General features: G+C 47.0%; 19 protein-coding genes. 11 read left to right on the top strand and 8 right to left on the bottom strand.

Features of this window, described 5'->3' with window-relative positions:
* Window positions 1-105: 105 nt before the first annotated feature.
* Genes BUC01_RS02340 through BUC01_RS02330 form a run of 3 tightly spaced genes read right to left on the bottom strand, consistent with a single transcriptional unit; the run spans window position 106 to window position 3,000 of the window.
* Entirely contained in the window at window positions 106-867 is a 762-nt protein-coding gene (locus BUC01_RS02340) for a sugar isomerase domain-containing protein (RefSeq protein ID WP_025830878.1), read from the bottom strand.
* A 35-nt stretch (window positions 868-902) separates the two neighbouring features.
* Window positions 903-2,048 carry an MFS transporter gene (locus BUC01_RS02335; protein WP_025830879.1) on the bottom strand — a complete coding sequence of 382 codons (1,146 nt, stop codon included), beginning with the start codon at window positions 2,046-2,048 and terminating at the stop codon, window positions 903-905.
* Window positions 2,041-3,000, bottom strand: coding sequence for an ROK family protein (locus BUC01_RS02330; RefSeq protein WP_073312597.1), 960 nt, complete (start codon window positions 2,998-3,000; stop codon window positions 2,041-2,043). Before BUC01_RS02330 ends, BUC01_RS02335 begins: the two co-directional genes overlap by 8 nt.
* Before the next feature lie 358 nt (window positions 3,001-3,358).
* Between BUC01_RS02330 and BUC01_RS02325 the strand changes: the two genes are divergently transcribed.
* The 5 genes from BUC01_RS02325 to BUC01_RS02305 all read left to right on the top strand — a co-directional run bounded on the left by BUC01_RS02325 (window position 3,359) and on the right by BUC01_RS02305 (window position 8,951).
* Window positions 3,359-4,288, top strand: coding sequence for a tRNA modification radical SAM protein MnmL/YtqA (locus tag BUC01_RS02325; RefSeq protein ID WP_025830880.1), 930 nt, complete (start codon window positions 3,359-3,361; stop codon window positions 4,286-4,288).
* 60 nt (window positions 4,289-4,348) lie between these two features.
* Entirely contained in the window at window positions 4,349-5,557 is a 1,209-nt protein-coding gene (locus BUC01_RS02320) for an FprA family A-type flavoprotein (protein WP_073312596.1), read from the top strand.
* A 121-nt stretch (window positions 5,558-5,678) separates the two neighbouring features.
* Complete coding sequence (nagB, locus tag BUC01_RS02315) at window positions 5,679-6,491, top strand: glucosamine-6-phosphate deaminase (RefSeq protein WP_025830881.1); 813 nt, start codon at window positions 5,679-5,681, stop codon at window positions 6,489-6,491.
* Between the two features lie 134 nt (window positions 6,492-6,625).
* Window positions 6,626-7,264, top strand: a complete 639-nt coding sequence (locus BUC01_RS02310; RefSeq protein ID WP_073312595.1) for a hypothetical protein — start codon at window positions 6,626-6,628, stop codon at window positions 7,262-7,264.
* A 46-nt stretch (window positions 7,265-7,310) separates the two neighbouring features.
* The gene (locus BUC01_RS02305; protein ID WP_073312594.1) at window positions 7,311-8,951 is read left to right on the top strand and encodes a sialidase family protein; all 1,641 of its coding nucleotides are present in this window, start codon (window positions 7,311-7,313) and stop codon (window positions 8,949-8,951) included.
* Window position 8,952: 1 nt separating this feature from the next.
* Here the strand turns inward: BUC01_RS02305 and BUC01_RS02300 are convergent, their stop codons facing one another.
* The 5 genes from BUC01_RS02300 to BUC01_RS25030 form a co-directional block, all read right to left on the bottom strand.
* Window positions 8,953-9,963, bottom strand: coding sequence for an AI-2E family transporter (locus BUC01_RS02300; protein ID WP_025830883.1), 1,011 nt, complete (start codon window positions 9,961-9,963; stop codon window positions 8,953-8,955).
* 52 nt (window positions 9,964-10,015) lie between these two features.
* Window positions 10,016-10,630 carry an L-threonylcarbamoyladenylate synthase gene (locus BUC01_RS02295; protein ID WP_025830884.1) on the bottom strand — a complete coding sequence of 205 codons (615 nt, stop codon included), beginning with the start codon at window positions 10,628-10,630 and terminating at the stop codon, window positions 10,016-10,018.
* 73 nt (window positions 10,631-10,703) lie between these two features.
* A complete protein-coding gene (locus BUC01_RS02290) occupies window positions 10,704-12,716 on the bottom strand; it encodes an AAA family ATPase (protein WP_025830885.1) in 2,013 nt (670 codons plus the stop codon).
* A gap of 34 nt (window positions 12,717-12,750) precedes the next feature.
* Window positions 12,751-13,536 carry a Cof-type HAD-IIB family hydrolase gene (locus BUC01_RS02285; protein ID WP_025830886.1) on the bottom strand — a complete coding sequence of 262 codons (786 nt, stop codon included), beginning with the start codon at window positions 13,534-13,536 and terminating at the stop codon, window positions 12,751-12,753.
* Window positions 13,537-13,634: 98 nt separating this feature from the next.
* Window positions 13,635-13,817: a hypothetical protein gene (locus BUC01_RS25030; RefSeq protein ID WP_139261786.1), complete on the bottom strand. Its 183-nt coding sequence runs from the start codon at window positions 13,815-13,817 to the stop codon at window positions 13,635-13,637.
* A 109-nt stretch (window positions 13,818-13,926) separates the two neighbouring features.
* Here BUC01_RS25030 and BUC01_RS02275 point away from each other — a divergent pair, with 109 nt between their 5' ends.
* The 6 genes from BUC01_RS02275 to BUC01_RS02250 all read left to right on the top strand — a co-directional run bounded on the left by BUC01_RS02275 (window position 13,927) and on the right by BUC01_RS02250 (window position 22,920).
* Window positions 13,927-14,805 carry a prenyltransferase gene (locus BUC01_RS02275; RefSeq protein ID WP_073312592.1) on the top strand — a complete coding sequence of 293 codons (879 nt, stop codon included), beginning with the start codon at window positions 13,927-13,929 and terminating at the stop codon, window positions 14,803-14,805.
* Window position 14,806: 1 nt separating this feature from the next.
* A complete protein-coding gene (locus BUC01_RS02270) occupies window positions 14,807-15,424 on the top strand; it encodes a CPBP family intramembrane glutamic endopeptidase (RefSeq protein ID WP_025830888.1) in 618 nt (205 codons plus the stop codon).
* Window positions 15,425-15,526: 102 nt separating this feature from the next.
* Complete coding sequence (locus BUC01_RS02265) at window positions 15,527-16,693, top strand: MalY/PatB family protein (protein WP_073312591.1); 1,167 nt, start codon at window positions 15,527-15,529, stop codon at window positions 16,691-16,693.
* Window positions 16,694-16,723: 30 nt separating this feature from the next.
* A complete protein-coding gene (locus BUC01_RS02260) occupies window positions 16,724-18,379 on the top strand; it encodes a hypothetical protein (RefSeq protein WP_073312590.1) in 1,656 nt (551 codons plus the stop codon).
* A 371-nt stretch (window positions 18,380-18,750) separates the two neighbouring features.
* Entirely contained in the window at window positions 18,751-21,156 is a 2,406-nt protein-coding gene (locus BUC01_RS02255; protein ID WP_073312589.1) for a TonB-dependent receptor domain-containing protein, read from the top strand.
* A 213-nt stretch (window positions 21,157-21,369) separates the two neighbouring features.
* Entirely contained in the window at window positions 21,370-22,920 is a 1,551-nt protein-coding gene (locus BUC01_RS02250) for a pectate lyase (protein WP_175560853.1), read from the top strand.
* Window positions 22,921-22,937 lie beyond the last annotated feature (17 nt).

The raw sequence follows: 22,937 nt of genomic DNA, 5'->3' as shown, positions 1-22,937 counted from the left end.
ACAACCCATTACCGTCCTATAAGAAAAGCCCGTCCAGCTTTGTGGGGGCAAAGCTGAGGCGGGCTACCGTCACTCATAGATGATGATTAGGGCCGTCTTTAAAATTTAGAGGATTTTTACTTTCTTCTGATATTCGGCAATGGCAGCGTCCAGGCGTTCGTGTGCCGTGGTGTCACCCGGGACGTTATGTGACGGATGGATATACAGATGTACGCCGCGGTCTGCCAGAATTTCGGCAACGGTGGTGATGGTCATCCACACCATGGTCACGAAACTGAGGGTAGACAACGGACCTACCTTGTCGAAGTGGTTCTTCAGAGGCACGGAAGCGTCTACCAAAGGCACGCACGAGTCAACCACGATGTCCGCAAGCTGGAACAGGTTTTTACCACTGGAATGACGGCTTGCCTTATCGCCCGTTTCTCCGGCCGAACCGTAAACAATCACCTTCATTCCATGCTTTTTAGCTTCCAGTGCCACGTCGATATTCACTGCATTAATGCCTGTATGGGAGAAAATCCAGAGGCAATCTTTGGAATCAAAATCATAATTTTTCATGATTGCTTGTCCGTAGCCCTCGGTTCTTTCCAGGAAAAGGAACTGATGGATACCCATCTGGCCGATGATCTGCGTAAAGAATGTCAGTGGAAGTTCGCACAGAGGATGGAAACCTACGAAGCTACCGATGCGCGGATACATTTCTTCGACAGGGATAGTGGCATGACCGCATCCGAACGTGTGTACCCAACGTCCTGCTTCAATAGAGTCTGCCATCGCGGTGGCTGCCTTTTTGATATTCTCCAATTGCGTGGCTTCCAGCTTTTCCATGATGCCATGCGCGTTTTTTAACCATTCTAATGCTAACATAATTTTTTTGTTTTTAAGGGGGTAAATAAATTCTTTTATCTGAGTGAACGTTTAAACAGTAGGAGCATGATGAGCAGGGAGGCGATCATCATGTAAGGGTATACTACGATGCCATATCCTTGTGAGATGATTCCCGTGAGGCTGTTCAGCAACGTCTGTCCGATGAGGGCGATGACGAGTGCCACGCTGAAAGCCGTTCCCGAGAGGGAAGCGTACCGGCTGCCGATGATGCTGAGTATGACGGGGAACGTAGATGCCAGTCCGGCGCCAATCAGCACCATACCTATGGCGGCACGTGCGAATCCGGGTGAGAAGGTCAATAGCGCGAAGCCCATAGCGGCCGTAATCAGACTGGTGCGGAGAACCGTTTCCTGCCGTATCTTCTTGAACAGGACTACCAGCAGCAGGCGGGCAACGGTCAGCCCGGCCACCATGCAGGTCAGTGCCATGAGCGCCCGGTTTTCGGGAATGCCGGTTGTTTGTCCCAGATAGAGCGTGGTCCAGTTGTTGCATACACCTTCAATGCCGCTTTGAAAGAACAGGATGAAGCTGAGCAACAGCAGGCTGCTTTCTTTCAACAGTCCCAATCCTTCCTTCATAGGAAATCCTTGCGGCTGTTTGGGGGCGGGGAAGCGTACACCGAGGCAGAAGAGTATGCCTGCCAGCATCACGACACCCGTACCTTGCAGTATGATTTCAAAAGAGTAGTGTTCGGACAGAAAGCTCAGCAACACCGGAATACCCAATGCTCCGATGCCATAGAACGCTCCGAGCAAGCTGAGGCGCGAACCTTTTTCCTTTTCGTTGGAGATGTCCGCTACCAGTGCATTCGTTTCACCGTTCAGGATGCCGCCCCCCAGTCCGATGCCGATGATGGAGAGTTGCAATAACGGAATGCTTGTGAAGAAAGCGATACCTTCCAGTCCGAGCAGCACAACCAGGCAACTGAGTAATAGCAATGCCTTGTGTCCGAAGCGGTCCACGATAGGACCGAACAACAGGGAACCTCCCAACAGGCCGAGAGGCAGGAACGTCACCAATGCGGTGGCTTGGAGGTTGTCCAAACCCAGTTTGGCGGTGAGGGACGGCAATACCGACCCCAGCGTAATCATCGAAATGCCAAAGAAACACATACCGATGCACGCAGCCGTAAATACCAGATTCTTTTTGTAACTACTCATATAAATGCTTTTTGATGGCAAGAAAAGCGGCTCCTATCAGTCCGGCATTGCCGGCTAAGTGAGAGGCTACGAATTCCACCTGCTTGATACTGAGCGGTTGCGCCCATTTGCAGGCTTCCTTGTAGATGTCGTCGATGAAGATACCGGCGGGGCCAAATACACCACCGCCCCAGATTATCTTTTGCGGATTGAGCAGGCTGACAATGTTGGCGGACGCCATTCCCCACATTTCTATGGCTTTGTGCAGTACAGAGGCTGCAATCGGATCTTTCTCGTTGTATGCGCTGAATACGTCATAAGCGGAAATGCGGCTGATGGGTTTCTGGCGGAGACGGCCTTTATAGGCCTTGTTTGCCCGGACGGCATCCCGCACTCTGGCTCCGATGCCATTGCCCGAAGCATAATATTCAAAGCAGCCGCAGGCATCGTATTCTTCTTTATAAGGCGGTTGCAGTGCCATCCAGCCTGTGGCGCCGATGATGTCGCTTGCGCCGTGCAACACGTGTCCGTCGATGATGATGCCTGCCCCGATGCCGGTTCCTACGGCGATGAATACTGCGCTGTGGCAGTCTTTGGCGGCTCCTTGCCACATTTCGCCGTACATGTAGCAAGTGCGGTCGCTGTCGATGTAGATGTCGATATCCGGTGCGGTCACGGTGCGCAGCACTTCTTGTAGCGGATAGTTTTCCCAGCCGGGGATATTGGGTGCCCATACGCGTCCCGTTTGTGAGTAGACTATGCCGGGCACGCATACACCGATACCGTCAATCTGGATACGGCTTCTGTGGGCAATTGTCAGAAGCTTGGCAAGGATTTCTGCTGCGAGTTTGCCCACTTCGTGTCCGGTTCTTCCTTTCAGCAAACGCTTCCGGTTGAACAACATACTTCCGTCGGGGAGGAAAATAGCACTTGCTATTTTGGTGCCGCCTATGTCGAGAGCGATGGTAGCCATGGTGGTTATAGTATTTATTAGGTTGATCTATCAAGGTTTTAGGCAAAGCTATGAATTTATTTCGTTTTCCATGCTTGAAAGGGAAGGAAAATGTGTGCAAAATACGTCACTAATCACTAAAATATATTTAATATATTCGACTTGGGGTGTATATTTGTTATTGTATATGGTTGTTAATCAGTGTTTGAAACATTTTTTAATACAGTCTAAAAATGTATGATTTGTGTTTGTTAACAATTAAGGCAGGAGTAGTTCTCAGTGAGGCAGGCCCTTTCTTTGTGCGATTCGTGTAATTTGTGTTCATTCAGCAGCTTTATCCCGAAGAAAAATCTTATTTTTGTCATTAAATAACCGATATATGGATTCCACACCTATATTATATAATGAGTTTCCGCTCTTCCTGAAACGTTATTTTCCGTATAAGGTACAGAAAATATCGCTCAATGCCGGGTTCACCTGTCCTAATCGGGATGGTTTCAAAGGTTATGGCGGTTGTACTTATTGCAATAATCAGACTTTCAATCCCGAATATTGCCGTACCGAGAAATCCGTCACGCAGCAATTGGAAGAAGGCAAAGTCTTTTTCTCCCATAAGTATCCCGAAATGAAATATCTTGCTTATTTTCAAGCATATACCAATACTTACGGTGAGCTGGAAGCCTTGAAACGAAAGTATGAGGAGGCGCTGACAGTCCCCGACGTCGTAGGACTGGTCATTGGCACACGTCCGGACTGCATGCCGGATGCCTTACTGCATTATCTGGAAGAAATGAACAAACGTACCTTTTTATTAGTTGAATACGGCATCGAAAGTACCAATGACGCAACGCTTCGCCGCATTAATCGTGGGCATACCTATCAGGACACGGTAGATGCCGTCGAGCGTACCGCTGCCTGTGGCATCCTTACCGGTGGACACGTCATACTGGGACTTCCGGGAGAGACGCATGACGAACTGGTGACCCAGGCTTCCGTCTTGTCCCGCTTGCCGCTTACCACTCTGAAGATGCATCAGTTGCAGCTGATACGCGGTACCCGCATGGCACATGAATACGAACAGCATCCCGAAGATTTCCAACTGTTCGATGTGGAAGAATATATTGACTTGGTGGTGGACTACATAGAGCATCTTCGTCCCGATTTAGTACTGGAACGCTTTGTCTCACAGTCTCCTAAAGAATTGTTAATAGCACCCGACTGGGGACTGAAAAATTATGAATTTAACCATCGTGTGCAAAAAAGAATGCGTCAGCTTGGCGCTTATCAGGGAAAGAAATATGAAATGTGAGAAAAAAAACTTATTTTTGCGGCTGTTTAAATGTGGAATCAATCTAAATAAAGAAGTATTATGAACCAAAAGACAATGATAAAAGGAAAAATACACTACGTAGGAGTGAATGACCGCAACAAGCATTTGTTTGAAGGCCTGTGGCCGTTGCCTTACGGGGTGTCCTATAACTCTTATCTGATAGATGACGAAACTGTAGCGCTGATTGATACGGTAGATGCCTGTTACTTTGAGGTATATCTCCGGAAGATAAAAAGCATTATTGGCGAACGCCCTATCCAATATCTGATAATCAATCACATGGAACCCGATCACTCCGGTTCTATCCGCCTGATTAAGCAGCATTATCCCGATATCATCATCGTAGGCAATAAACAGACTTTCGGCATGATTGAGGGTTACTATGGCGTGACGGGTGAACAATACGTTGTAAAAGACGAGGATTTCCTGGCACTGGGACATCATAAACTGCGTTTCTACCTGACACCGATGGTGCACTGGCCCGAAACCATGATGACTTTTGACGAAACGGAAGGCGTGCTTTTCTCCGGCGACGGATTCGGTTGTTTCGGTACGTTGGACGGCGGTTTCCTCGATACCCGCATCAATACAGACCGTTATTGGGACGAGATGGTGCGTTATTACTCCAACATTGTAGGTAAGTACGGTTCTCCGGTGCAGAAGGCTTTGCAAAAGTTGGGCGGACTGCACATCACCACCATTTGTTCTACTCATGGCCCCGTCTGGACGGACTATATAAATAAGGTGATAGGCATTTATGACAAACTGAGCCGTTATGCTGCGGACGAAGGTGTGGTGATAGCCTATGGCTCTATGTACGGTCATACGGAACAGATGGCGGAAGCGATAGCTGCCGAACTCTCAGCGCAGGGCATCAAGAATATCGTGATGCACAATGTGAGCAAGAGCAATCCTTCCTATATAATTGCTGATATCTTTAAATACCGTGGACTGATTATCGGCAGCCCTACTTATAGCAACCAGATTTATCCGGATATAGAATCTTTGCTCTCTAAGATACTGGTACGCGAAGTGAAAGGCCGCTATCTGGGCTACTTCGGTTCGTTCACCTGGGCGGGTGCCGCGGTGAAGCGTATGGCTGAGTTCGCCGAGAAAAGCAAGTTCGAAATCGTGGCCGACCCGGTAGAGATGAAGCAAGCGATGAAGGACATCACTTACGAACAGTGCGAACACCTGGCACGTTCTATGGCAGAGCGCTTGAAGAAAGACAGGGAAGGTAATGATTAATTGTTAAATATTAATTATTAAATATGAATAGCCATGTGGCGTCACAGCGCAGCTGATTAACATTTTATATTTAATAGTTTATAATTGAATACGTTTATTAACCTGATAAAAAACAATCACAATGAGACTAATCATCCAACCGGATTATCAATCCGTATCTAAGTGGGCTGCCCATTATGTGGCCGCTAAAATTAAGGCAGCTAATCCGACTCCTGAAAAACCGTTTGTTTTGGGTTGTCCTACCGGTTCATCACCACTCGGTATGTACAAGGAGTTAATCGACCTGAACAAGAAAGGTATTATTTCTTTCGAGAATGTGGTTACTTTCAATATGGACGAGTATGTAGGTTTGCCCAAAGAACATCCCGAAAGCTATTACTCTTTCATGTGGAACAACTTCTTCAGCCACATCGACATCAAACCGGAGAATACTAATATCCTGAACGGTAACGCTGCCGACCTGGATGCCGAATGTGCACGTTACGAAGAAAAGATCAAGTCTTATGGTGGCATCGACCTGTTTATGGGCGGTATTGGCCCTGACGGACACATCGCTTTTAATGAACCGGGTTCTTCTTTGTCTTCACGCACACGCCAGAAGACATTGACAACGGACACTATCATTGCTAATTCCCGTTTCTTCGACAATGATGTGAATAAAGTGCCTAAAACGGCTCTTACAGTAGGTGTGGGCACAGTGCTTTCCGCTAAGGAAGTAATGATTATCGTGAACGGACATAACAAGGCCCGTGCCCTCTATCATGCAGTGGAAGGAGCCATCACGCAGATGTGGACCATCAGTGCCCTGCAAATGCACGAAAAGGGTATTATTGTGGCAGACGACGACGCTACTTTTGAACTGAAAGTAGGTACATACCGTTACTTCAAAGATATCGAGGCAGATCATCTGGACCCGTCTTCTTTGCTGAAGTAAGAGAGTACTTCATATAAAAATAATTGCGCAGTCCGTTTTCCGCTGATAGTGTGGACCGGGCTGCGCATTTTTTATTTTTACCATCTTTATCGTTCTTGACTTTGTTGCCTTTTAAATGAATAAACCGTTTGGATATGAATGATACGGATTGCCTTTTTGACGACCTACTATGCCGTTCCCTTTCTTTATTTCATCAGTTCCGGCTGTATGATGATTGTGTGGAAGAGGATAATGCTTTCAAGGCATTGAGAGAAGCGGAAAAGATAGTCAGCAATACCAGGAATGGAATTTGTGTGGCAAAACTGGGGTGTGTGATAGAATGTCTGGCACACAGGTTTTATATAGATGACGACACGGATGGAGTGTTGGGTGAAGTGGATACTTTTCTGATAAAATTCAGTAAGGGGTTGAAGCATCCTTCTGCGGAGGCTTTTGTTGCTTCTTTATGGATGGGGGAGTATTTCTTATTGCGCTTGAAGAATCCGAAATCCCGTACTCATAGCCGGAGTAAGAAGATGGTGTCCAAAATGCTCTCATTTATGGCGGATATGCTTCACAAACCGGAAAAACAAAAGGAACTTTGTCTTTCTTCCAATGATGTTTTTGAGGAAACGGTGGATTGGGTGAAAGAAGTCTGTGATATGCATATTTGTGAGAAGCAGATGGTGCTTTTGCTGGAGAGACTTTATTCCCTGCAGGAAAAGGGTATGTTGCAACAAGGAGATGGGGGAAAGAATACTTTACGGCAACAAATATGGGATTTTTATTATTGAATGTTATCTTTGTGACTGCTAACACTCTATTAACTTTATCTATATTATGAAGAAACCGATAATTCTGTTTTCACTATTCTGTTTACTGTGTGCAATTCCGGTTGCCGCCCGGGCAGCGGATACAATCTTTGTTCGGGAGACACAGATTCCTGTTTTGATGGAAAGGGCTGATAATGTCTTGTTCTACCTGCGTCTGGATGCGAAGGAAAGCAAAATGCTGAATGAGATAGTTCTGGATTTGGGAAAGAATACTAATCTGTCTGCAATCCAGTCAGTGAAACTTTATTATAGTGGTACTGAGGCATTGCAGGATAAGGGGAAGAGACGATTTGCACCCGTAGAATACATTTCAAGCCATACGCCTGGAAAGACTCTCGCTGCTAATCCTTCTTATTCTATAAAGAAAGCGGAAGTTACTAACCCGAAGAATCGTGTTGTTCTGATGGCTAATCAGAAACTATTTCCCGGTATTAATTTCTTCTGGGTTAGTTTGCAGATGAAGCCGGAGACTTCATTGGATACTAAGGTAATGGCAGCTGTGACTTCGGCTACTCTGGATGGCAAGGAAGCACTCTTGAATATTGTTTCCAAACAGGATATTGTACACCGGATGGGAGTAGGCGTGCGCCATGCCGGTGATGACAACTCGGCTGCATACCGCATTCCGGGATTGGTGACCACGAATAAGGGAACTTTGCTGGGTGTATATGATGTGCGCTATAACAGCAGCGTCGATTTGCAGGAGCATGTGGATATAGGGTTGAGCCGTAGCACGGATGGCGGTAAGACCTGGGAAAAGATGCGCCTGCCTTTGGCTTTCGGTGAGACGGGCGGACTTCCTTCGGCGCAGAACGGGGTGGGTGACCCTTCCATTTTGGTAGATACAAAGACAAATCATGTGTGGATAGTGGCAGCCTGGACCCATGGCATGGGGAATCAGCGTGCCTGGTGGAGTTCACATCCGGGACTGGATATGAATCATACGGCACAACTTGTTCTGGCAAAGAGTACGGACGATGGTAAAACCTGGTCGGCACCTGTTAATATTACAGAACAAGTGAAAGATCCATCCTGGTACTTCTTATTGCAGGGTCCCGGACGGGGCATCACAATGGATGACGGTACTCTCGTTTTTCCTACCCAATTCATTGATTCTACCCGTGTGCCGAATGCCGGCATCATGTATAGTAAGGATAGGGGAAAGACCTGGAAAATGCATAACTATGCCCACACAAATACTACAGAGGCGCAGGTGGCTGAAGTTGAGCCGGGAGTATTGATGCTGAATATGCGTGATAACAGGGGAGGTAGCCGTGCCGTAGCAATCACGAAAGATTTGGGCAAAACATGGATTCAACATGAATCTTCCCGTAAGGCGTTGCAAGAGCCGGTTTGCATGGCAAGTCTGATTAGCGTAAAGGCGGAAGATAATGCTCTGAACCGTGATTTACTTATCTTCTCTAATCCCAATACTACGAAGGGACGCCGCGATATTACCATCAAAATCAGTCTGGATGGAGGCGTCACTTGGCTTCCGGAGCATCAGCTCTTGCTGGATGAGGGCGATAACTGGGGGTATACCTGCCTTACTATGGTTGATAAAGAAACTATTGGCATTCTTTATGAAAGTAGTGTGGCACATATCACATTTCAGGCCATTAAATTGAAAGATATTGTTAATGACTGATTTATTTTTGTTTGTCCAGATACTCCCTTTTAAACATATCTACGAACAAGAAGAATAGCGAGAGTAACAGCGGTCCGAAGATGACTCCCATAAAACCGAATAGAGAAAGACCGATGACGACTCCGAATATCGTGATAAGCGGATGTATATCGGCCATTTTCTTTTGTAGAATGAAACGTATCAGGTTGTCGAGTTGTGAGATAATCAAAGTGCCGAATATCGCTAACCCGATACCATTGAACCAGTCGCCGGACAATGCCATATAGACGGCAATGGGAAACCATACCAATGCTGTTCCTACCATCGGAATAATCGTCGCAAGGCAGGTGAGAAATCCCGTTAGTAAAATATCCGGGACATCAAAGAACCAGTAACCTATCATGGCCACGCCTCCCTGGATAATTGCCAGCAAAGGGATGCCGATGGCGTTGGAGTGGACAATCATCTTGATTTCATGCACTACGTGGTTCGTATTGGTTTCACTGAAGGGAAGTATTTCGCTGATATATTTCTCCATTTTCTGCCCGCCTATCAGCATGAAGTAGAGTACAAAGATCAGCACGAAGAGGTTGACGGCAAAACTACTGATGCCATTCATTACGAACTGCCCTATTGTGGGGAGTATGGAGATGATGAATGAAGTAGTGTCTTTGCCCAGTACGTCATAGCCTGTTTTGTCCTTGATGATACGTGCCATGTCTTCAACGGGGGCAATGATACTTTGGGGATCGAGATTGATATCCTGCAATTTACTGACCAGTAACCATACGGCTAATGCCAGAGGAACCAGGAAAAAGAGGATAGCTTCGGTAGTGATGAGCGCAGCGGCAAGGCTCCGTTTCATTTTCCGTCTACCTGTCAGATGTATCATCTGTTTTCTGACCAGGATATAAATGGTGAGTGCACCCAACAATCCACCCAGAAAGGGAGTAATCTGAAAGAATAGGATTACGCCCAGTCCGATGATGATGGTGATTAGTGAATATTTCCAGTATTGTTCTTTTGTACTCATATACCTTTTGTTGCTTTCTTAAAAAAACAAACAAACCGGGTATTTGGTTGAGTTATCCTTCGTCCAACCAACCTTTTCCCTGGCGCACGATTTCCGCTTCTCCGTTGGTGCAGTCCACAATAGTGGAAAACTCTGTTCCACCAATGCCGCCATCGATGGTTAAATCGACAAGGTCACCGAACTTCTCGTCAATCAGTTCCGGGTCGGTACTATATTCTATGTCCTCATGGTCGTCGTGAGGAAGGGTGGTAGTCATGATGGGAGCGTCCAATATGCGGGCTATTTCCTGAATGATAGCACTATCCGGCATACGAATACCAACCTCTTTCCGGTTGCGGAAAATTTTGGGCAGCCGGGTTGTACCGTTCAGGATAAAGGTGAAAGCGCCAGGCAAGTTCCGTTTCATCAGTTTGAACGTAGTGTTATCTACTTTGGCATATTCACTGATACTGCTCAGGTCATAGCAGATAATAGAAAGGTTGTTCTTGCGCGGGTCAATGTCCTTGATACGGCAGATACGCTCGATGGCACGCTCTTTCAGCCCATGACAACCGATGGCATACATGGTATCAGTGGGGTAGATGATGAGGCCACCGTCATTCAGAATATCCACTACCTGTTGCAGGTCTTGGGGATTGTTATTCTTTTCGTAAAGTTTCAGAAGCATAGGGCTGGCAATTAGTCTATATATAATAACGCAAAAGTAGAGAATAAGTTTCTTATTATCAAATAAGTGTGCTTTATTTCTTGGATGATTTCTTACGGATTTCCTCTGCCAGTCGCCATTGCAGTGCGGCTTCCACTTCTTTTCCTGCCTGCATCAGGGCATCGCCGAAGAGTTCGTGTGCTCCGGCATGCTCAGGTTTCAGGGTGGTGGCCTTGTCCAGGTCGGCAATGGCACCTTCGGTGTCTTGTTGTTTCAGGCGTAGTTTTCCACGATTATAAACGGCTTTAAACTCTGCCGGACGTAGTTTCACGGCACGCGTCAGGCACTCTTCCGCCTCAAGATATCTGCCTTCATTGAAGAGGGTGATGCCTTTTCGTACCCATGCGTCTGTGTATTCCGGATAAAGTTCCAGTGCCTTGTCGTAGTTGGCAATGGCGGCACGGGAGTCGTGGGCAAGAGTGATAGACTCGTTGCCCATCAGGTAATACTCACGTGCATACGTTTGCAGGCGTTTCTGTTGCTCTGCCATCTGAGATTTTAGTTGTTCGTTGCTGTCGCGCAGCTTATTGATTACACCTAACTTGTGGCGTATGAGCCGTTGAACGGCGGGCTTTTCTATGTCGTATCGGGAGTGTATGGCTTTGAAGAAATGGTTGAGGAAGACTTCAAAGTCTCCTTCATCAAAGGCTTTGGTGGCAGCGGCATATTCCACGTCGGCTTGCGCCTGTTTCAAGGCGCGGTCTATGGCTTGCCGGTTGTTGAAGCGTTCGGCAAAGTTCACTATTTCCGGGCGGACGAAGATGTCGGCACGGTTGACAGGTTTCTTTAGCTGAATACCTTCCAATGATGTGCAACGGCTGAGGGCTACATATGCCTGTCCGCCGGCAAAAACACCGCCGGTGAAGTCGATGACAACACGGCTAAAGGTTAGTCCCTGGCTCTTGTGGACGGTGATTGCCCATGCCAGCCGTACGGGGAACTGGGAGAAGGTGCCGAGTACTTCTTCTTCTATCTCTTTTTTCTTTTCGTTGTATTTGTAGCGGATGTTCTTCCAGTGTTCCGGTTTGACGTCACATTCTTTCCCGTCGTCGGTGATGATGTAGAGGGTTTCCTCTATTTCATCGAAACCGCTGACTACGCCGATGGTGCCGTTCACCCAGCGACGGTCGAAATCATTCTTGATAAAGATGACTTGCGCGCCCGGTTTCAGTACCAGTTCCCGCGAGGTAGGTAGGCTGCTTTCCGGAAAATCGCCTGTGACCTCACCGTGGAAGGTTACGGAGTCACCGGGCAGTTCCGCCAGTTTCCGGTCGTTGATGTAATCTACATTGTCACGGCGTGTGGCGAGGGTGATGTACATATCTTCCTCATTCTCTTCGATGTCGGTGCCGTAACGGGTATTGAGCAATTGCAGGTCGGCGGCACCGGCTGTATTGCTGCGGATGTGGTCCAGAACGCTGACAAAGACTTTGTCCGTCTGGCGGTAAACCTTTTGTAGCTCGATAGATACGAGGTCTATCTGGCCGAATACCCTTGCTGAGAAGAAATAGGGAGTAGGATAGAAGCGATTCAGTATTTCCCGTTCATCCCCTTTCACTACGGGTTCTAACTGGAAGACATCGCCTACTAACAGGAGTTGTTTTCCGCCGAAAGGTTCGCGCAGGTTGCGGGAATAAACGCGCAGGATGCGGTCCACTGCATCGATGAGGTCTGCACGTACCATGGAAATCTCGTCGATGATGATGAGTTCCAGTTCTTCCAGTAACTTGCGCTGGGGCTTGGTGTAGCGGAAGAATTCGTGGATGCGCCCCCGTTGCAGGCTCAGGTTCGGGTCGTCGGGCAACAAGGGGTGAAATGGCAGTTTGAAGAAGCTGTGCAGGGTACTGCCGCCGGCATTGATGGCGGCGATACCCGTAGGTGCCAAAACCACGTGCTTCTTCTTAATGTTCTGGCAGATGTATCGCAGAAAAGTAGATTTACCCGTACCCGCCTTTCCGGTCAGGAAGACGGACTGGCGGGTATATTGTATAAGACTCAGGGCATCCTGAAATTCTTTATTATTGGTATCTATTATTGACTGCGTCAAAATTAATAATTAATAATTGAAAATTAAAGGAGTGCTATATGATGGAGAAATGGCGGAGTGCATTGGCTACTCCGTCTTCATCCACCGAAGTCGTTATATAATTGGCATGTTCTTTCACCTCATCCACGGCATTGCCCATGGCTACACCGATGGCGGCATGGCGGAGCATGCTTACATCGTTGCCACCGTCACCGAATGCCATTGTTTCTTCCAGGCGGATGCCGAAATGGTTGATGATTTCGTCAATACCTTTCTGTTTGGTGTTTCCTTTGGCAGTGATATCGGCAAAAGCGGGAAACCAGCGTCCGGCTTCGCAACCCGGCAATTGGGGAAGAATCACTTGCTCTTGTTCCAGTGTGATGAACGGGGTCATCTGGAAAATCTCCTGCCCGATAGCTTCTTCGGGCGTCTTTTCCGGAATGATATCTACTTTCAGAAAGTCGTTGAATATCTTTTTCACCATTTCGTCCGGCTGGCAGACACAGATGTCATGTTCGCTCACGAAGATGCAGGGAAAGTTCTGTTCGGCAGAAATGCGTGCAAGTCTTTGCACGTCGGCGGCAGGAATGGCGCTTTTGTAAATCACTTCTTCGCCTACGAAACAATATCCACCGTTCATGGTTATGTAACCATCTATCAAGCCGCGGTCTTGCAGGGCGGAAAGGTTGTTGATGATGACTGCGGGACGTCCCGTAGCGATAAATATCCGAATGCCTTTGGCTTTGGCAGCGGCGATGGCTTCGATAGTGGTTTGGGGAATAGCATGGGTGGCAAAACTCACTAAAGTGCCGTCGATGTCAAAAAACAGGGCTTTAATCATATTATTTCTATTTTACTTGTGTGCAAAAGTACTCAAAAGCGAGGATAATTCGTATTTTTGCAAGCAAATAAATGATAATTTACCAGCGTAGCGCTGGATCAAGGTTTCCTTTCGGCATACTCATTGACGTGATAGTACCTGGTAAGCTGAAAGCCTTTTATCTTATAGCCCAGGGCAACGCCCTGGGGGATTGCCATGTGTTTCTCTTTGCGCCCTGTAAGGGCATCACAGCACACATGGGCTTTTGCCCTTACAGGGCGTAAAATTGTGGGAGCATCCATTACCCAGGGTGTTACCCTGGGCTGTAAGATAAAAGCCTTACAGGCTTAGGAAATGCACGCCGATAAATCATCATTTATGAAACAGAATATCCTTAACTGACAATAAACAATGAAGAAGCATTCCTTAAAAGATTGGTTGATTGCTGTGCGCCCCTGGTCATTTCCGGCGTCGGCGATGCCTGTGATTGTGACGCTGGCATATTTATATTGGGCTTATGGTGTGATAGACTGGAAGAACGGAGTACTGGCATTGGTCGGTATTATCATCTTTCATGCTTCGGGTAATGCGTGGAGTGATTACTTCGATTTCGAGCGGGGAGTGGACCGGGCAGATACCTTTGGCGTGAAGACACTGACAAGCGGACAGTTCATGCCGTTGGAAATACGTAATCTGGCTATAGGTCTGATGGTGCCGGCAGTGGCTATCGGCCTTTGGCTGGTGGTTCGTACAGGACTCCCTTTGCTTTGGGTGGGAGTTTGCGGAGCAATCTGCTCATTACTCTATCCCTGGCTGAAATACCGTGCTTTCGGAGACTTTGTTATTTTTGTAGCTTATGCCATATTGCCTACGCTGGGCATATCTTATATCACTGTCGGGAAATTCCTGCCCGACCTGTTACTGATTATTGTTCCGGTGGGGCTGATTACCGTAGCCATTCTGCATGCCAACAATACCCGTGACATAGAGACAGATGTACGTGCTAAAATCAGTACCCTTGCGATGAAACTAGGGAAAAAGACGGATATACTCCTCTATATATTCGAAGTTATTTTCCCGTTCCTGTGGATTGTGGGCTGTGTGGTGCTGGGCTATTTTCCGTGGTGGTCGTTGCTGACCATGCTGGGGCTCCTGCCTGCCATTGCCAATGCGCGTGCTATGTTGCGCTTGCCTAAAGAGGGTATCTCTGCAATTTCCAATCTGGATGAAAAGACGGCAAAGCTGCAACTCCTGTTCAGTCTGCTGTTTACGGTTACATTCCTTATATAATATGAAACGAGTAATTATTCCTTTATTGATAGCCGCTTTCCTGTGGTTCTTCATGTTTTCACCCTGGACCAACGGAATATTCAACTTCTGGACAGCGATGAGCTTTTCAGCGATTGTGCTGATGAATATGGCTTTTGCCCTTCGTCCGCAGTGGTGGGTGGAAGATGTGAAGTTCGACTGGAAGAATATTGCCGGTGGCGTAGCGTTGGCGGTAGTCCTATGGGGAGTCTTTTGGGTGGGAGATAAAGCCTCTGCCTGGCTTTTTGACTTTGCCCGTCCGCAGGTGGAACTTATTTACGGGATGAAGACCGGAGAAAACCCCTGGTTGCTTTCCGTCTTGCTACTTATACTGATAGGACCTGCGGAAGAAATCTTCTGGCGGGGCTATGTGCAGAATGCGCTTTCCAAACGCTGGAACCCGAATGCAGGATTTATAGTTACGACACTGGTTTATGCACTGGTGCACATCTGGTCATTCAACTTTATGCTGGTGATGGCTGCATTGGTGGTCGGTGGCATCTGGGGCTTGGCTTACAGGCTGTATCCACATAAACTGGGGGCGCTGATTGTATCGCATGCAGTGTGGGATGTGGCGGTGTTTGTCGTTTTTCCGATATAATGACTCACCACAGATTACACAGATTGACACAGATAGAAAATATCTGATTTTAAAATTCTGTGTCAATCTGTGTAATCTGTGGTGAAATAAAATAGAGATCTTATGAAATACAATTTTGATGAAATCATAGAGCGCCGTGGAACCAACTCCGTGAAGTGGGACGGCGTAAAAAATATCTGGGGGCGCGACGATTTGCTTCCTATGTGGGTGGCCGATATGGATTTCCGTACCCCGCCTTTCGTAATGAATGCTTTGCGCGAACGCCTGGAACATGAAGTGTTGGGATATACCTTTGCCTGCGAAGAGTGGTACACTTCTATCTGTACCTGGCTGCACAATCGTCATCAATGGGAAATAACACGTGAGATGCTGACTTTCGTCCCCGGCATTGTCCGTGGTCAGGCTTTTGCCTTGCAGTGTTTCACTAACCCCGGTGATAAAGTGATGGTGATGACACCTGTTTACCATCCTTTCTTTCTGGTGACTGAGCGTATGGGACGCGAAGTAGTCTATTCTCCTCTGGAGTTGCGCGATGGACAGTATCATATCGACTTCGACCGCTTCCGCAAGGATATACAGGGTTGCAAAGTACTTATTCTTTGTAATCCTCACAATCCCGGCGGGCGTGTCTGGACAGTAGAAGAACTGAAAGAGATTGCAGTTATCTGCCACAATAGCGGTACTTTCGTTATCTCCGATGAAATTCATGCCGACCTGACTTTGCCTCCCTATAAGCATCATCCTTTTGCCACAGTTTCCGAAGAGGCGGCTGCAAATTCACTTGTCTTTATGGCTCCCAGCAAGGCCTTCAATATGCCGGGACTGGGCAGTTCGTATGCAATAACCGTAAATGAAGCTATTCGCGAACGTTTCCAGACATTTATGGAAGCCGGAGAGTTCAGTGAGGGACATCTGCTTGCCTATATCGGTGCCGCTGCCGCTTACCGGCATGGTGCTGAGTGGCTGGAACAAATGCTTGCTTATATAGAAGGGAATATAGACTTTACGGAAAACTACTTGAAAGAACATATTCCCGGCATCAGCATGATACGTCCGCAAGCCTCTTACCTTGTTTTCCTGGATTGCAGGGAGTTGGGACTGAACCAGGAAGCATTAACCCGTCTCTTTGCAGAGAAAGCACATTTGGCTTTGAATGATGGAACCATGTTCGGCAAGCCCGGCGAAGGGTTCATGCGGCTGAACGTCGGTTGCTCCCGCTCGGTGCTTGAACAGGCTTTGCGGCAACTCCGCGATGCGGTGGCGCAGTAAGCAAAGATTATATATGAAGGATTATACCCAATGAAGAAACTCTTATATCTTTTTGTCACAACTTGTGTTCTGTTGTGTGCTTGTAGCCGTACGGATAACACGACCGTACTCCGTCAGGCAGATGCTATGATTTATGGAAATGCAGACAGTGCTATGCAGCTCCTGTCGCAGATAAAGAATCCGGAGCGGTTGCCGTTTGAGGAAAAAATGTTGTATGGCTGGCTGCGTACATTTGCGCACAACGTAAGAGGGGCTTCTATGGCGGAAGATTCCTTGATACTGCCTGCATTCGATTACTTTGTTTCCGGCCGGGACACGGTGAAGATGCTGAACTCATACGTGCTGAAATCCAAGTATCTGTATTGGCTGAAAAAACATACAGAGTCTATGGCTGTGCTCGATAGCGGTATTGTAGAGGCAACCGCTTGCAGGGATACTTATCTGATGGTCAGTATGCTTGCTGAACAGGCGTATAGATATGTATATGTCGAGAAGGATTATAAGAAAGCGATAGAGGCTCACCTCCGGGCGATTGCCATTCGCGAAGATGAAGGACTGTGCTATTCCCTGGGTATTGCCATGGGATTGCAGGGAAATGATTCCGCCTCTTATTATATGGACCGCAGTATCGAATTGGTTACGCAAAAGAAAGATACGGCACGCCTGGTACACTATTTACGCAATTATGCACAGTTGCTGTCTTACAAAGGGCAAGATTATGAAAAGGCGATACGAGTTTCAAAACGCTTGCAGAGTTTTCCTTCTGAAAAAGTAAATGATGCAATGATTACTCTTGTACTGACGGAATGCTATTTGAAAATTGGAGAATTGGATTCTGCCCAGTACTACCTCGACAAGGGGAAAGAAGAGGTTGTTCGTTTCAAAAAGTTCCTGACTACTGAAAATATGATTGCCTATTATCAGGGACTGATAGACTATACCCGCTACGGTACATTCGACTTTCTGGATGTGATGCGCTATAACGATTCCATCCACAACGCTCTCTATGCTTTGCAAAGCACTATTCGGCGAAAAGATGAAAGCAAGGAGTCTCTTTCCAATGCCAATCTGATGTTGACGGTGGAACGACAGGAAGCACAATTGACGTTGCTGTTCTGTATATTGGTGTTGGTGCTGGCAGGTGGCGGAGCTTTCTTTTATATCCGGGGGCGTCGCAACCGCCTGATTGAGGCGGAAGAACGTATTGAGACTCTGAACCGACTGTTGGTGGAGGCTACGAAAGGAGACGGCGGGCACGAGGAGATTCCGGCAACGGAAGTGAAAGACGGGCAGTTTTTCCGGAAGATACTTTTGCAGCAGTTGGGCATTATTCGTTTAGTAGCTACTCAGCCTACATCCCAAAACCAGGAATTACTCCGGCGTATATCCGGCATTACTAATCATGAGCTTCCCGTAGAAAGCTTGTTAGTGTGGGAAGACTTGTATCCTGTAATCGACCGCATTTATGATAGGTTCTATACCAAAATGAACCAACGTTTCGGCTCTTTACTCATTGATAAAGAACAGCAACTATGCTGTTTGCTTTGCGCTGAGTTCTCCACAAAAGAGATTAGTGTAGTGACACAGCAAAGTATTCCTACCATTTATCAGCGAAAGACGAATATCCGCAAGAAGTTGGGGATGGGAGAGAAGGAAGATATTGTGGAATTCATTTTGGGTAAATAATACTGTTCCTTGTGTGTGAAATAGTTCATTTCTGTAGGGTTTTGATGCACCACAAATTACACAGATTTACACAGATTAGGGAAGATATCTCTGATTATTAATAAATTAAATCTGTGCTAATTTGTGTAGTCTGTGGTGAAATAATTCATTTCTGCACCGATAATGAATCGTTTCATTAACGCATATAGACAGCATATAGAGCCTAAAAAGAGAAATATAGAAAATTGTAAATGTAATGTGTTGTGTATTAGTGGTATATAATCCTGTAATATAGAACTTTTATATCCCGATATAGAGTGTTTGAGACCTGTTTCACCCCTAAATTTGCATCAGGTAAAAACGAAAAGTGAAACATTAAAATCAATCAAACAATGAAAGCAAATTCAATGAAGACTATCGGGAAAAGACTTACATGCTTATTCCTTATTATGTGTGCAGCAGTATCTATCTCTGCTCAAACTTATCAACTCTCCGGTTGCGTACAAGATGAAAACAACCAGCCGGTGGAAGTAGCGAACGTTCTTTTGAAACAAGCCAAAGACAGTGCTTACGTCACAGGTATGCTGACGGATGCACAGGGCTGTTTTACTTTTACCCAACCGAAAGGGGAATATTTGTTGCATATCACACTTATCGGTTACGAAGACATCTATCTGCCGACATCCCTGCAAGGAAATAAGAATGTAGGCATGCTCAGTTTGAAAACCTCCTCTACTTTCCTGAATGAAGTTACCGTTACGGCTGCCCGTCCGGTCATCAAGCGCCTGGTGGACAGAGTGGTCTTTGATACGCACAATGCCATAGCCACTGCCGGAGGAAACGCACTCGATCTTCTGCGTGAAGTGCCCGGTCTGCGTGTCGGTCAGAACAGCATAGATATTATAGGTAAGGGTGGTGTGAAGGTATACATCAACGACCGCGAAACGAAACTCTCCGGCGACGAACTGATAGACTACCTTCGTTCATACGACGCTTCACAGATTCAGAAGGTGGAAGTTATCACCACCCCTCCCTCCAAATACGATGCGGCAGGCAATGCAGGTATCATCAATATCCGTTTGAAATCACGTCCGAAAGACTATCTGGGTGGTACGGTGTCCGCTTCCTATAATGTAGGTGAGAAAGAAAACTATGGTTACGGTGGCGTCAACCTGAATATCAGCAAAGGCCGTGTATCTTCTTTCGTCAATGCAGGTACCACACAAGGCCAGTATAAGACGCTTGAAACGAACCGCCGTTATTTTGCCCTTAACACCTGGGACGGACGCACGGATTATAAGAACAATATAGCGAGCTACTATGGACAGGCCGGTGTGGATGTTGCTCTGGAACGGAACTGGACAGTAGGCTTGCAGGCTGTCTACAACCACAACTCTCCGAAAGATCATATTGCGATTTCCAAAACAGAAGTGTATGATGCCTCAACCGCCCGTCTGGACTCCCTTTTGTTTTCAGACAATAAAGAAAATACTGAATCCGACCGTCTTAACCTGAACTTCCATACCGATAAGACATGGGGGGATAAAGGCAAGAAGATGACTTGGGACGTGGACTATTTGCGTGATAAGCGTGACGAAACCGCAGGCTTCCTGTCCGAAACCCGGACTTCCGGCGGTACAGTAATCCCCGGAACGAACTTCGACTACAATTATCTGCAAGACCGCAAGGTAGATGTGTTTTCTTCTGCCCTCGACTTTACGCTCCCGTTCGAGAAGTACAAGATAACTACAGGTGCCAAAGTCTCCTTTACGAATACCCGCAACCGCATCGACTATGATACTTCAGACCCGACACTGGTTCAGGACGACTATTTCCACTATAAGGAACAAATCTATGCCCTTTATGCCGACTATAGCCGTGAGTTTTCCAAGCATTTCTCCATGCAGTTGGGTTTGCGTATGGAACATACCCGTACCACCGGTATTTCCGAGTCGGAGAATAAGACGGACAAGCATGATTACACCCGCTTGTTCCCTACCGTCTATTTCCTTTATTCTCCGAATGAAGGTCATGCGTTGAACCTAAGTTTCTCCAACCGCATTGCCCGTCCTTCGCAGAACATGGTGAATCCTTTCCCGTTCTATCAGAACAAATATACCTTTGCCCGTGGCAAAGAAGACCTGAAACCCTGCTATACCTATAATGCTGAATTGGGGTATACACTGAAGAATAACTTCAACGTTTCACTCTATTACTCTTATGCGGATGATGTATTCTTCCAGATAGTAGGTCTGGACCCGGAAACGAATGTCAGTTCTTTCCTGTGGGACAACTTTATGAAGACGCACAAGTTCGGAGTTAATAATTCGTATACGTTCCGTACAAAGTGGTTGCAGACTTATGCACAGCACGGAGTGAATTACAGTCGCACTACATCCAGTGCCGTTTCCACCCCGTCCGCAGAAAAAGGTTGGGCATACTATGCCAGCCTGCGCAACACTGTCTTCCTCAATGCAAAGAAGACATTTCTTGGAACGCTCTCCGGTTCGTTTACCTCAAAGTCTTACCAGGGAATTTATCTGATGAAGCCCACTTATGGTATCAGTGCAGGATTACTCTATCGTATGCTGGATAATAAACTCAGCCTCAGTCTGAACGCCAACAACATTCTGGTCAGCCACTCGAAGATGGAAGTAGTTTCCAATGGTGTACGGATGACTGTGGACAACCAGTTCTCTTTTACCAGTTTCCGCATAGGTGTTTCTTATACATTCGGCGGGGACATCCGGAGTAAGGGACAGAGGAATAGTAACAGCGATATTCAGAACAGATTATGAGGAAGTTTAAAATAGTCTCTTTGATTGCTTTCATCGTTTTTACCTAACTGAAAGTTTAGAGATGGGTGGTCTGTCAACTTGAAACAAGGAGTTGTTTCGGTTTGGCGGACCATTTTGTGTATCATTCCCCCTTTTCTACCATTTTTTCCCCCTTGTTCTCTTTCTGATTGCCCACTTTTGCATTACAAGAACCAATCTAAAGAATTAGGAATCATGAAAAACAAAATGAAAAACAGGATGAAAGGAATGAAGAACACACGCTTCTTATGGCTATTTCTAACCTTATTCTGTGGGATACCGGCAGAAGCAGGCACGATATCCGGTAATGAGGATGCGGGAACCGTCGGGGAATTAGTCGCTTTTCCCGGTGCGGAAGGTTTCGGGCGAAATACGACCGGTGGCCGTGGCGGCAGAGTTTACCATGTGACAACGTTGGAGGACGGCTTGCAGGAAGGTACGTTGCGCCATGCACTTTCCCGGAAAGGTGCACGTACTGTAGTATTTGATGTGGCGGGAACCATCTTCCTCAACAAACCTTTGAGAATCATTGACGGAGATTTGACCATTGCCGGACAGACTGCGCCGGGACAGGGTATCTGTATTGCCAGGTGTCCGGTAACTATCAATGCCAACAATGTCATTGTCCGCTATCTTCGTTTTCGTGTCGGCAATGAAGGAAGTGGAGAACCAGATGGATTGGGAAGCACGGATTGCAAGAATGTGATTATCGACCATTGCTCTATCAGTTGGTCGGTAGATGAGTGCTGTTCGGTGTATGGCGGTGAGAATCTGACAGTTCAATGGTGTCTTGTTTCCGAAAGTCTTCGTACGGCAGGCCATGCAAAGGGCAGACACGGGTATGGTGCCATTTGGGGAGGGGCGAAAGCGTCTTTCCATCACAATCTGCTGGCGCATCACGAAAGCCGTGTGCCACGCCTTGGCCCTCGTCCTTTTACGCAGGAGCGTGAACACGTGGATATGCGCAACAACGTCTTCTATAATTGGGCGGGAAACGGTTGCTACGGTGGAGAAGCCATGCATGTGAATATCGTGAACAACTATTATAAGCCGGGACCGGCCACTCCGAAGAATAGTCCGGTACGCTATCGTATAGCGGCAATCGGGGTGCGTACTACTAAATATTGTACCAGAGCTGATGGTACTCCCAATGTGTGGAAACCGATGGAGCATGTATGGGGAACATTCTATGTAGATGGCAATGTAATCGAAGGAAGTCCGGAAGTGACCAAAGATAACTGGACGAAAGGAATTTACGAACAAATCAATACAGCTTCCTGCGACAACACTTTCACGGAAGAAGTCAGGAAAGAAATGCGCCTATCCGAACCTTTGGACGCCGGAGTTGTCACGACGCATACGGCAAAGCAGGCCTATAAACTGGTACTGGATCATGCTGGTTGCTCCAAACAGCGTGATATTATCGATGAACGTATTATAAAAGAAACCCGGAAAGGTACGGCCACTTACATAGGCAGTGTGACGAAAGGCGCCGAAAACGTCCCCGGTTTGATAGATTTGCCGGCAGACGTGAAACCGGCTGGTGCAGCCAGTCCCTGGCCCGAATTGAGTGATGGTGGTGTCACAACCGCTGAACTGAGGGATACCGATGGTGATGGTATGCCTGATGTGTGGGAGACAGCTCATGGCTTGAATCCTGAGGATGCGTCTGACGGAGTTTCGACTAGGTTGAGTAAAGAAGGTTACACTAATCTGGAGGTTTATCTGAATGGTTTGGTGAAATAGATTTTAGGCACGGATTA

It is taken from the genome of Bacteroides stercorirosoris (assembly GCF_900142015.1).
GTDB lineage: Bacteria > Bacteroidota > Bacteroidia > Bacteroidales > Bacteroidaceae > Bacteroides > Bacteroides stercorirosoris.
Note: the sequence above shows the minus strand (reverse complement) of the source record. Positions and strands in the feature narration are given on the sequence as shown.

Bases quoted from the DNA above. Each gene is read 5' to 3' on its own strand.
- BUC01_RS02340 (WP_025830878.1), bottom strand. From the start codon at position 867: ATGTTAGCATTAGAATGGTTAAAAAACGCGCATGGCATCATGGAAAAG.
- BUC01_RS02335 (WP_025830879.1), bottom strand. From the start codon at position 2,048: ATGAGTAGTTACAAAAAGAATCTGGTATTTACGGCTGCGTGCATCGGT.
- BUC01_RS02330 (WP_073312597.1), bottom strand. From the start codon at position 3,000: ATGGCTACCATCGCTCTCGACATAGGCGGCACCAAAATAGCAAGTGCT.
- BUC01_RS02325 (WP_025830880.1), top strand. From the start codon at position 3,359: ATGGATTCCACACCTATATTATATAATGAGTTTCCGCTCTTCCTGAAA.
- BUC01_RS02320 (WP_073312596.1), top strand. From the start codon at position 4,349: ATGAACCAAAAGACAATGATAAAAGGAAAAATACACTACGTAGGAGTG.
- nagB (WP_025830881.1), top strand. From the start codon at position 5,679: ATGAGACTAATCATCCAACCGGATTATCAATCCGTATCTAAGTGGGCT.
- BUC01_RS02310 (WP_073312595.1), top strand. From the start codon at position 6,626: ATGAATGATACGGATTGCCTTTTTGACGACCTACTATGCCGTTCCCTT.
- BUC01_RS02305 (WP_073312594.1), top strand. From the start codon at position 7,311: ATGAAGAAACCGATAATTCTGTTTTCACTATTCTGTTTACTGTGTGCA.
- BUC01_RS02300 (WP_025830883.1), bottom strand. From the start codon at position 9,963: ATGAGTACAAAAGAACAATACTGGAAATATTCACTAATCACCATCATC.
- BUC01_RS02295 (WP_025830884.1), bottom strand. From the start codon at position 10,630: ATGCTTCTGAAACTTTACGAAAAGAATAACAATCCCCAAGACCTGCAA.
- BUC01_RS02285 (WP_025830886.1), bottom strand. From the start codon at position 13,536: ATGATTAAAGCCCTGTTTTTTGACATCGACGGCACTTTAGTGAGTTTT.
- BUC01_RS25030 (WP_139261786.1), bottom strand. From the start codon at position 13,817: ATGGATGCTCCCACAATTTTACGCCCTGTAAGGGCAAAAGCCCATGTG.
- BUC01_RS02275 (WP_073312592.1), top strand. From the start codon at position 13,927: ATGAAGAAGCATTCCTTAAAAGATTGGTTGATTGCTGTGCGCCCCTGG.
- BUC01_RS02270 (WP_025830888.1), top strand. From the start codon at position 14,807: ATGAAACGAGTAATTATTCCTTTATTGATAGCCGCTTTCCTGTGGTTC.
- BUC01_RS02265 (WP_073312591.1), top strand. From the start codon at position 15,527: ATGAAATACAATTTTGATGAAATCATAGAGCGCCGTGGAACCAACTCC.
- BUC01_RS02260 (WP_073312590.1), top strand. From the start codon at position 16,724: ATGAAGAAACTCTTATATCTTTTTGTCACAACTTGTGTTCTGTTGTGT.
- BUC01_RS02255 (WP_073312589.1), top strand. From the start codon at position 18,751: ATGAAAGCAAATTCAATGAAGACTATCGGGAAAAGACTTACATGCTTA.
- BUC01_RS02250 (WP_175560853.1), top strand. From the start codon at position 21,370: ATGAAAAACAAAATGAAAAACAGGATGAAAGGAATGAAGAACACACGC.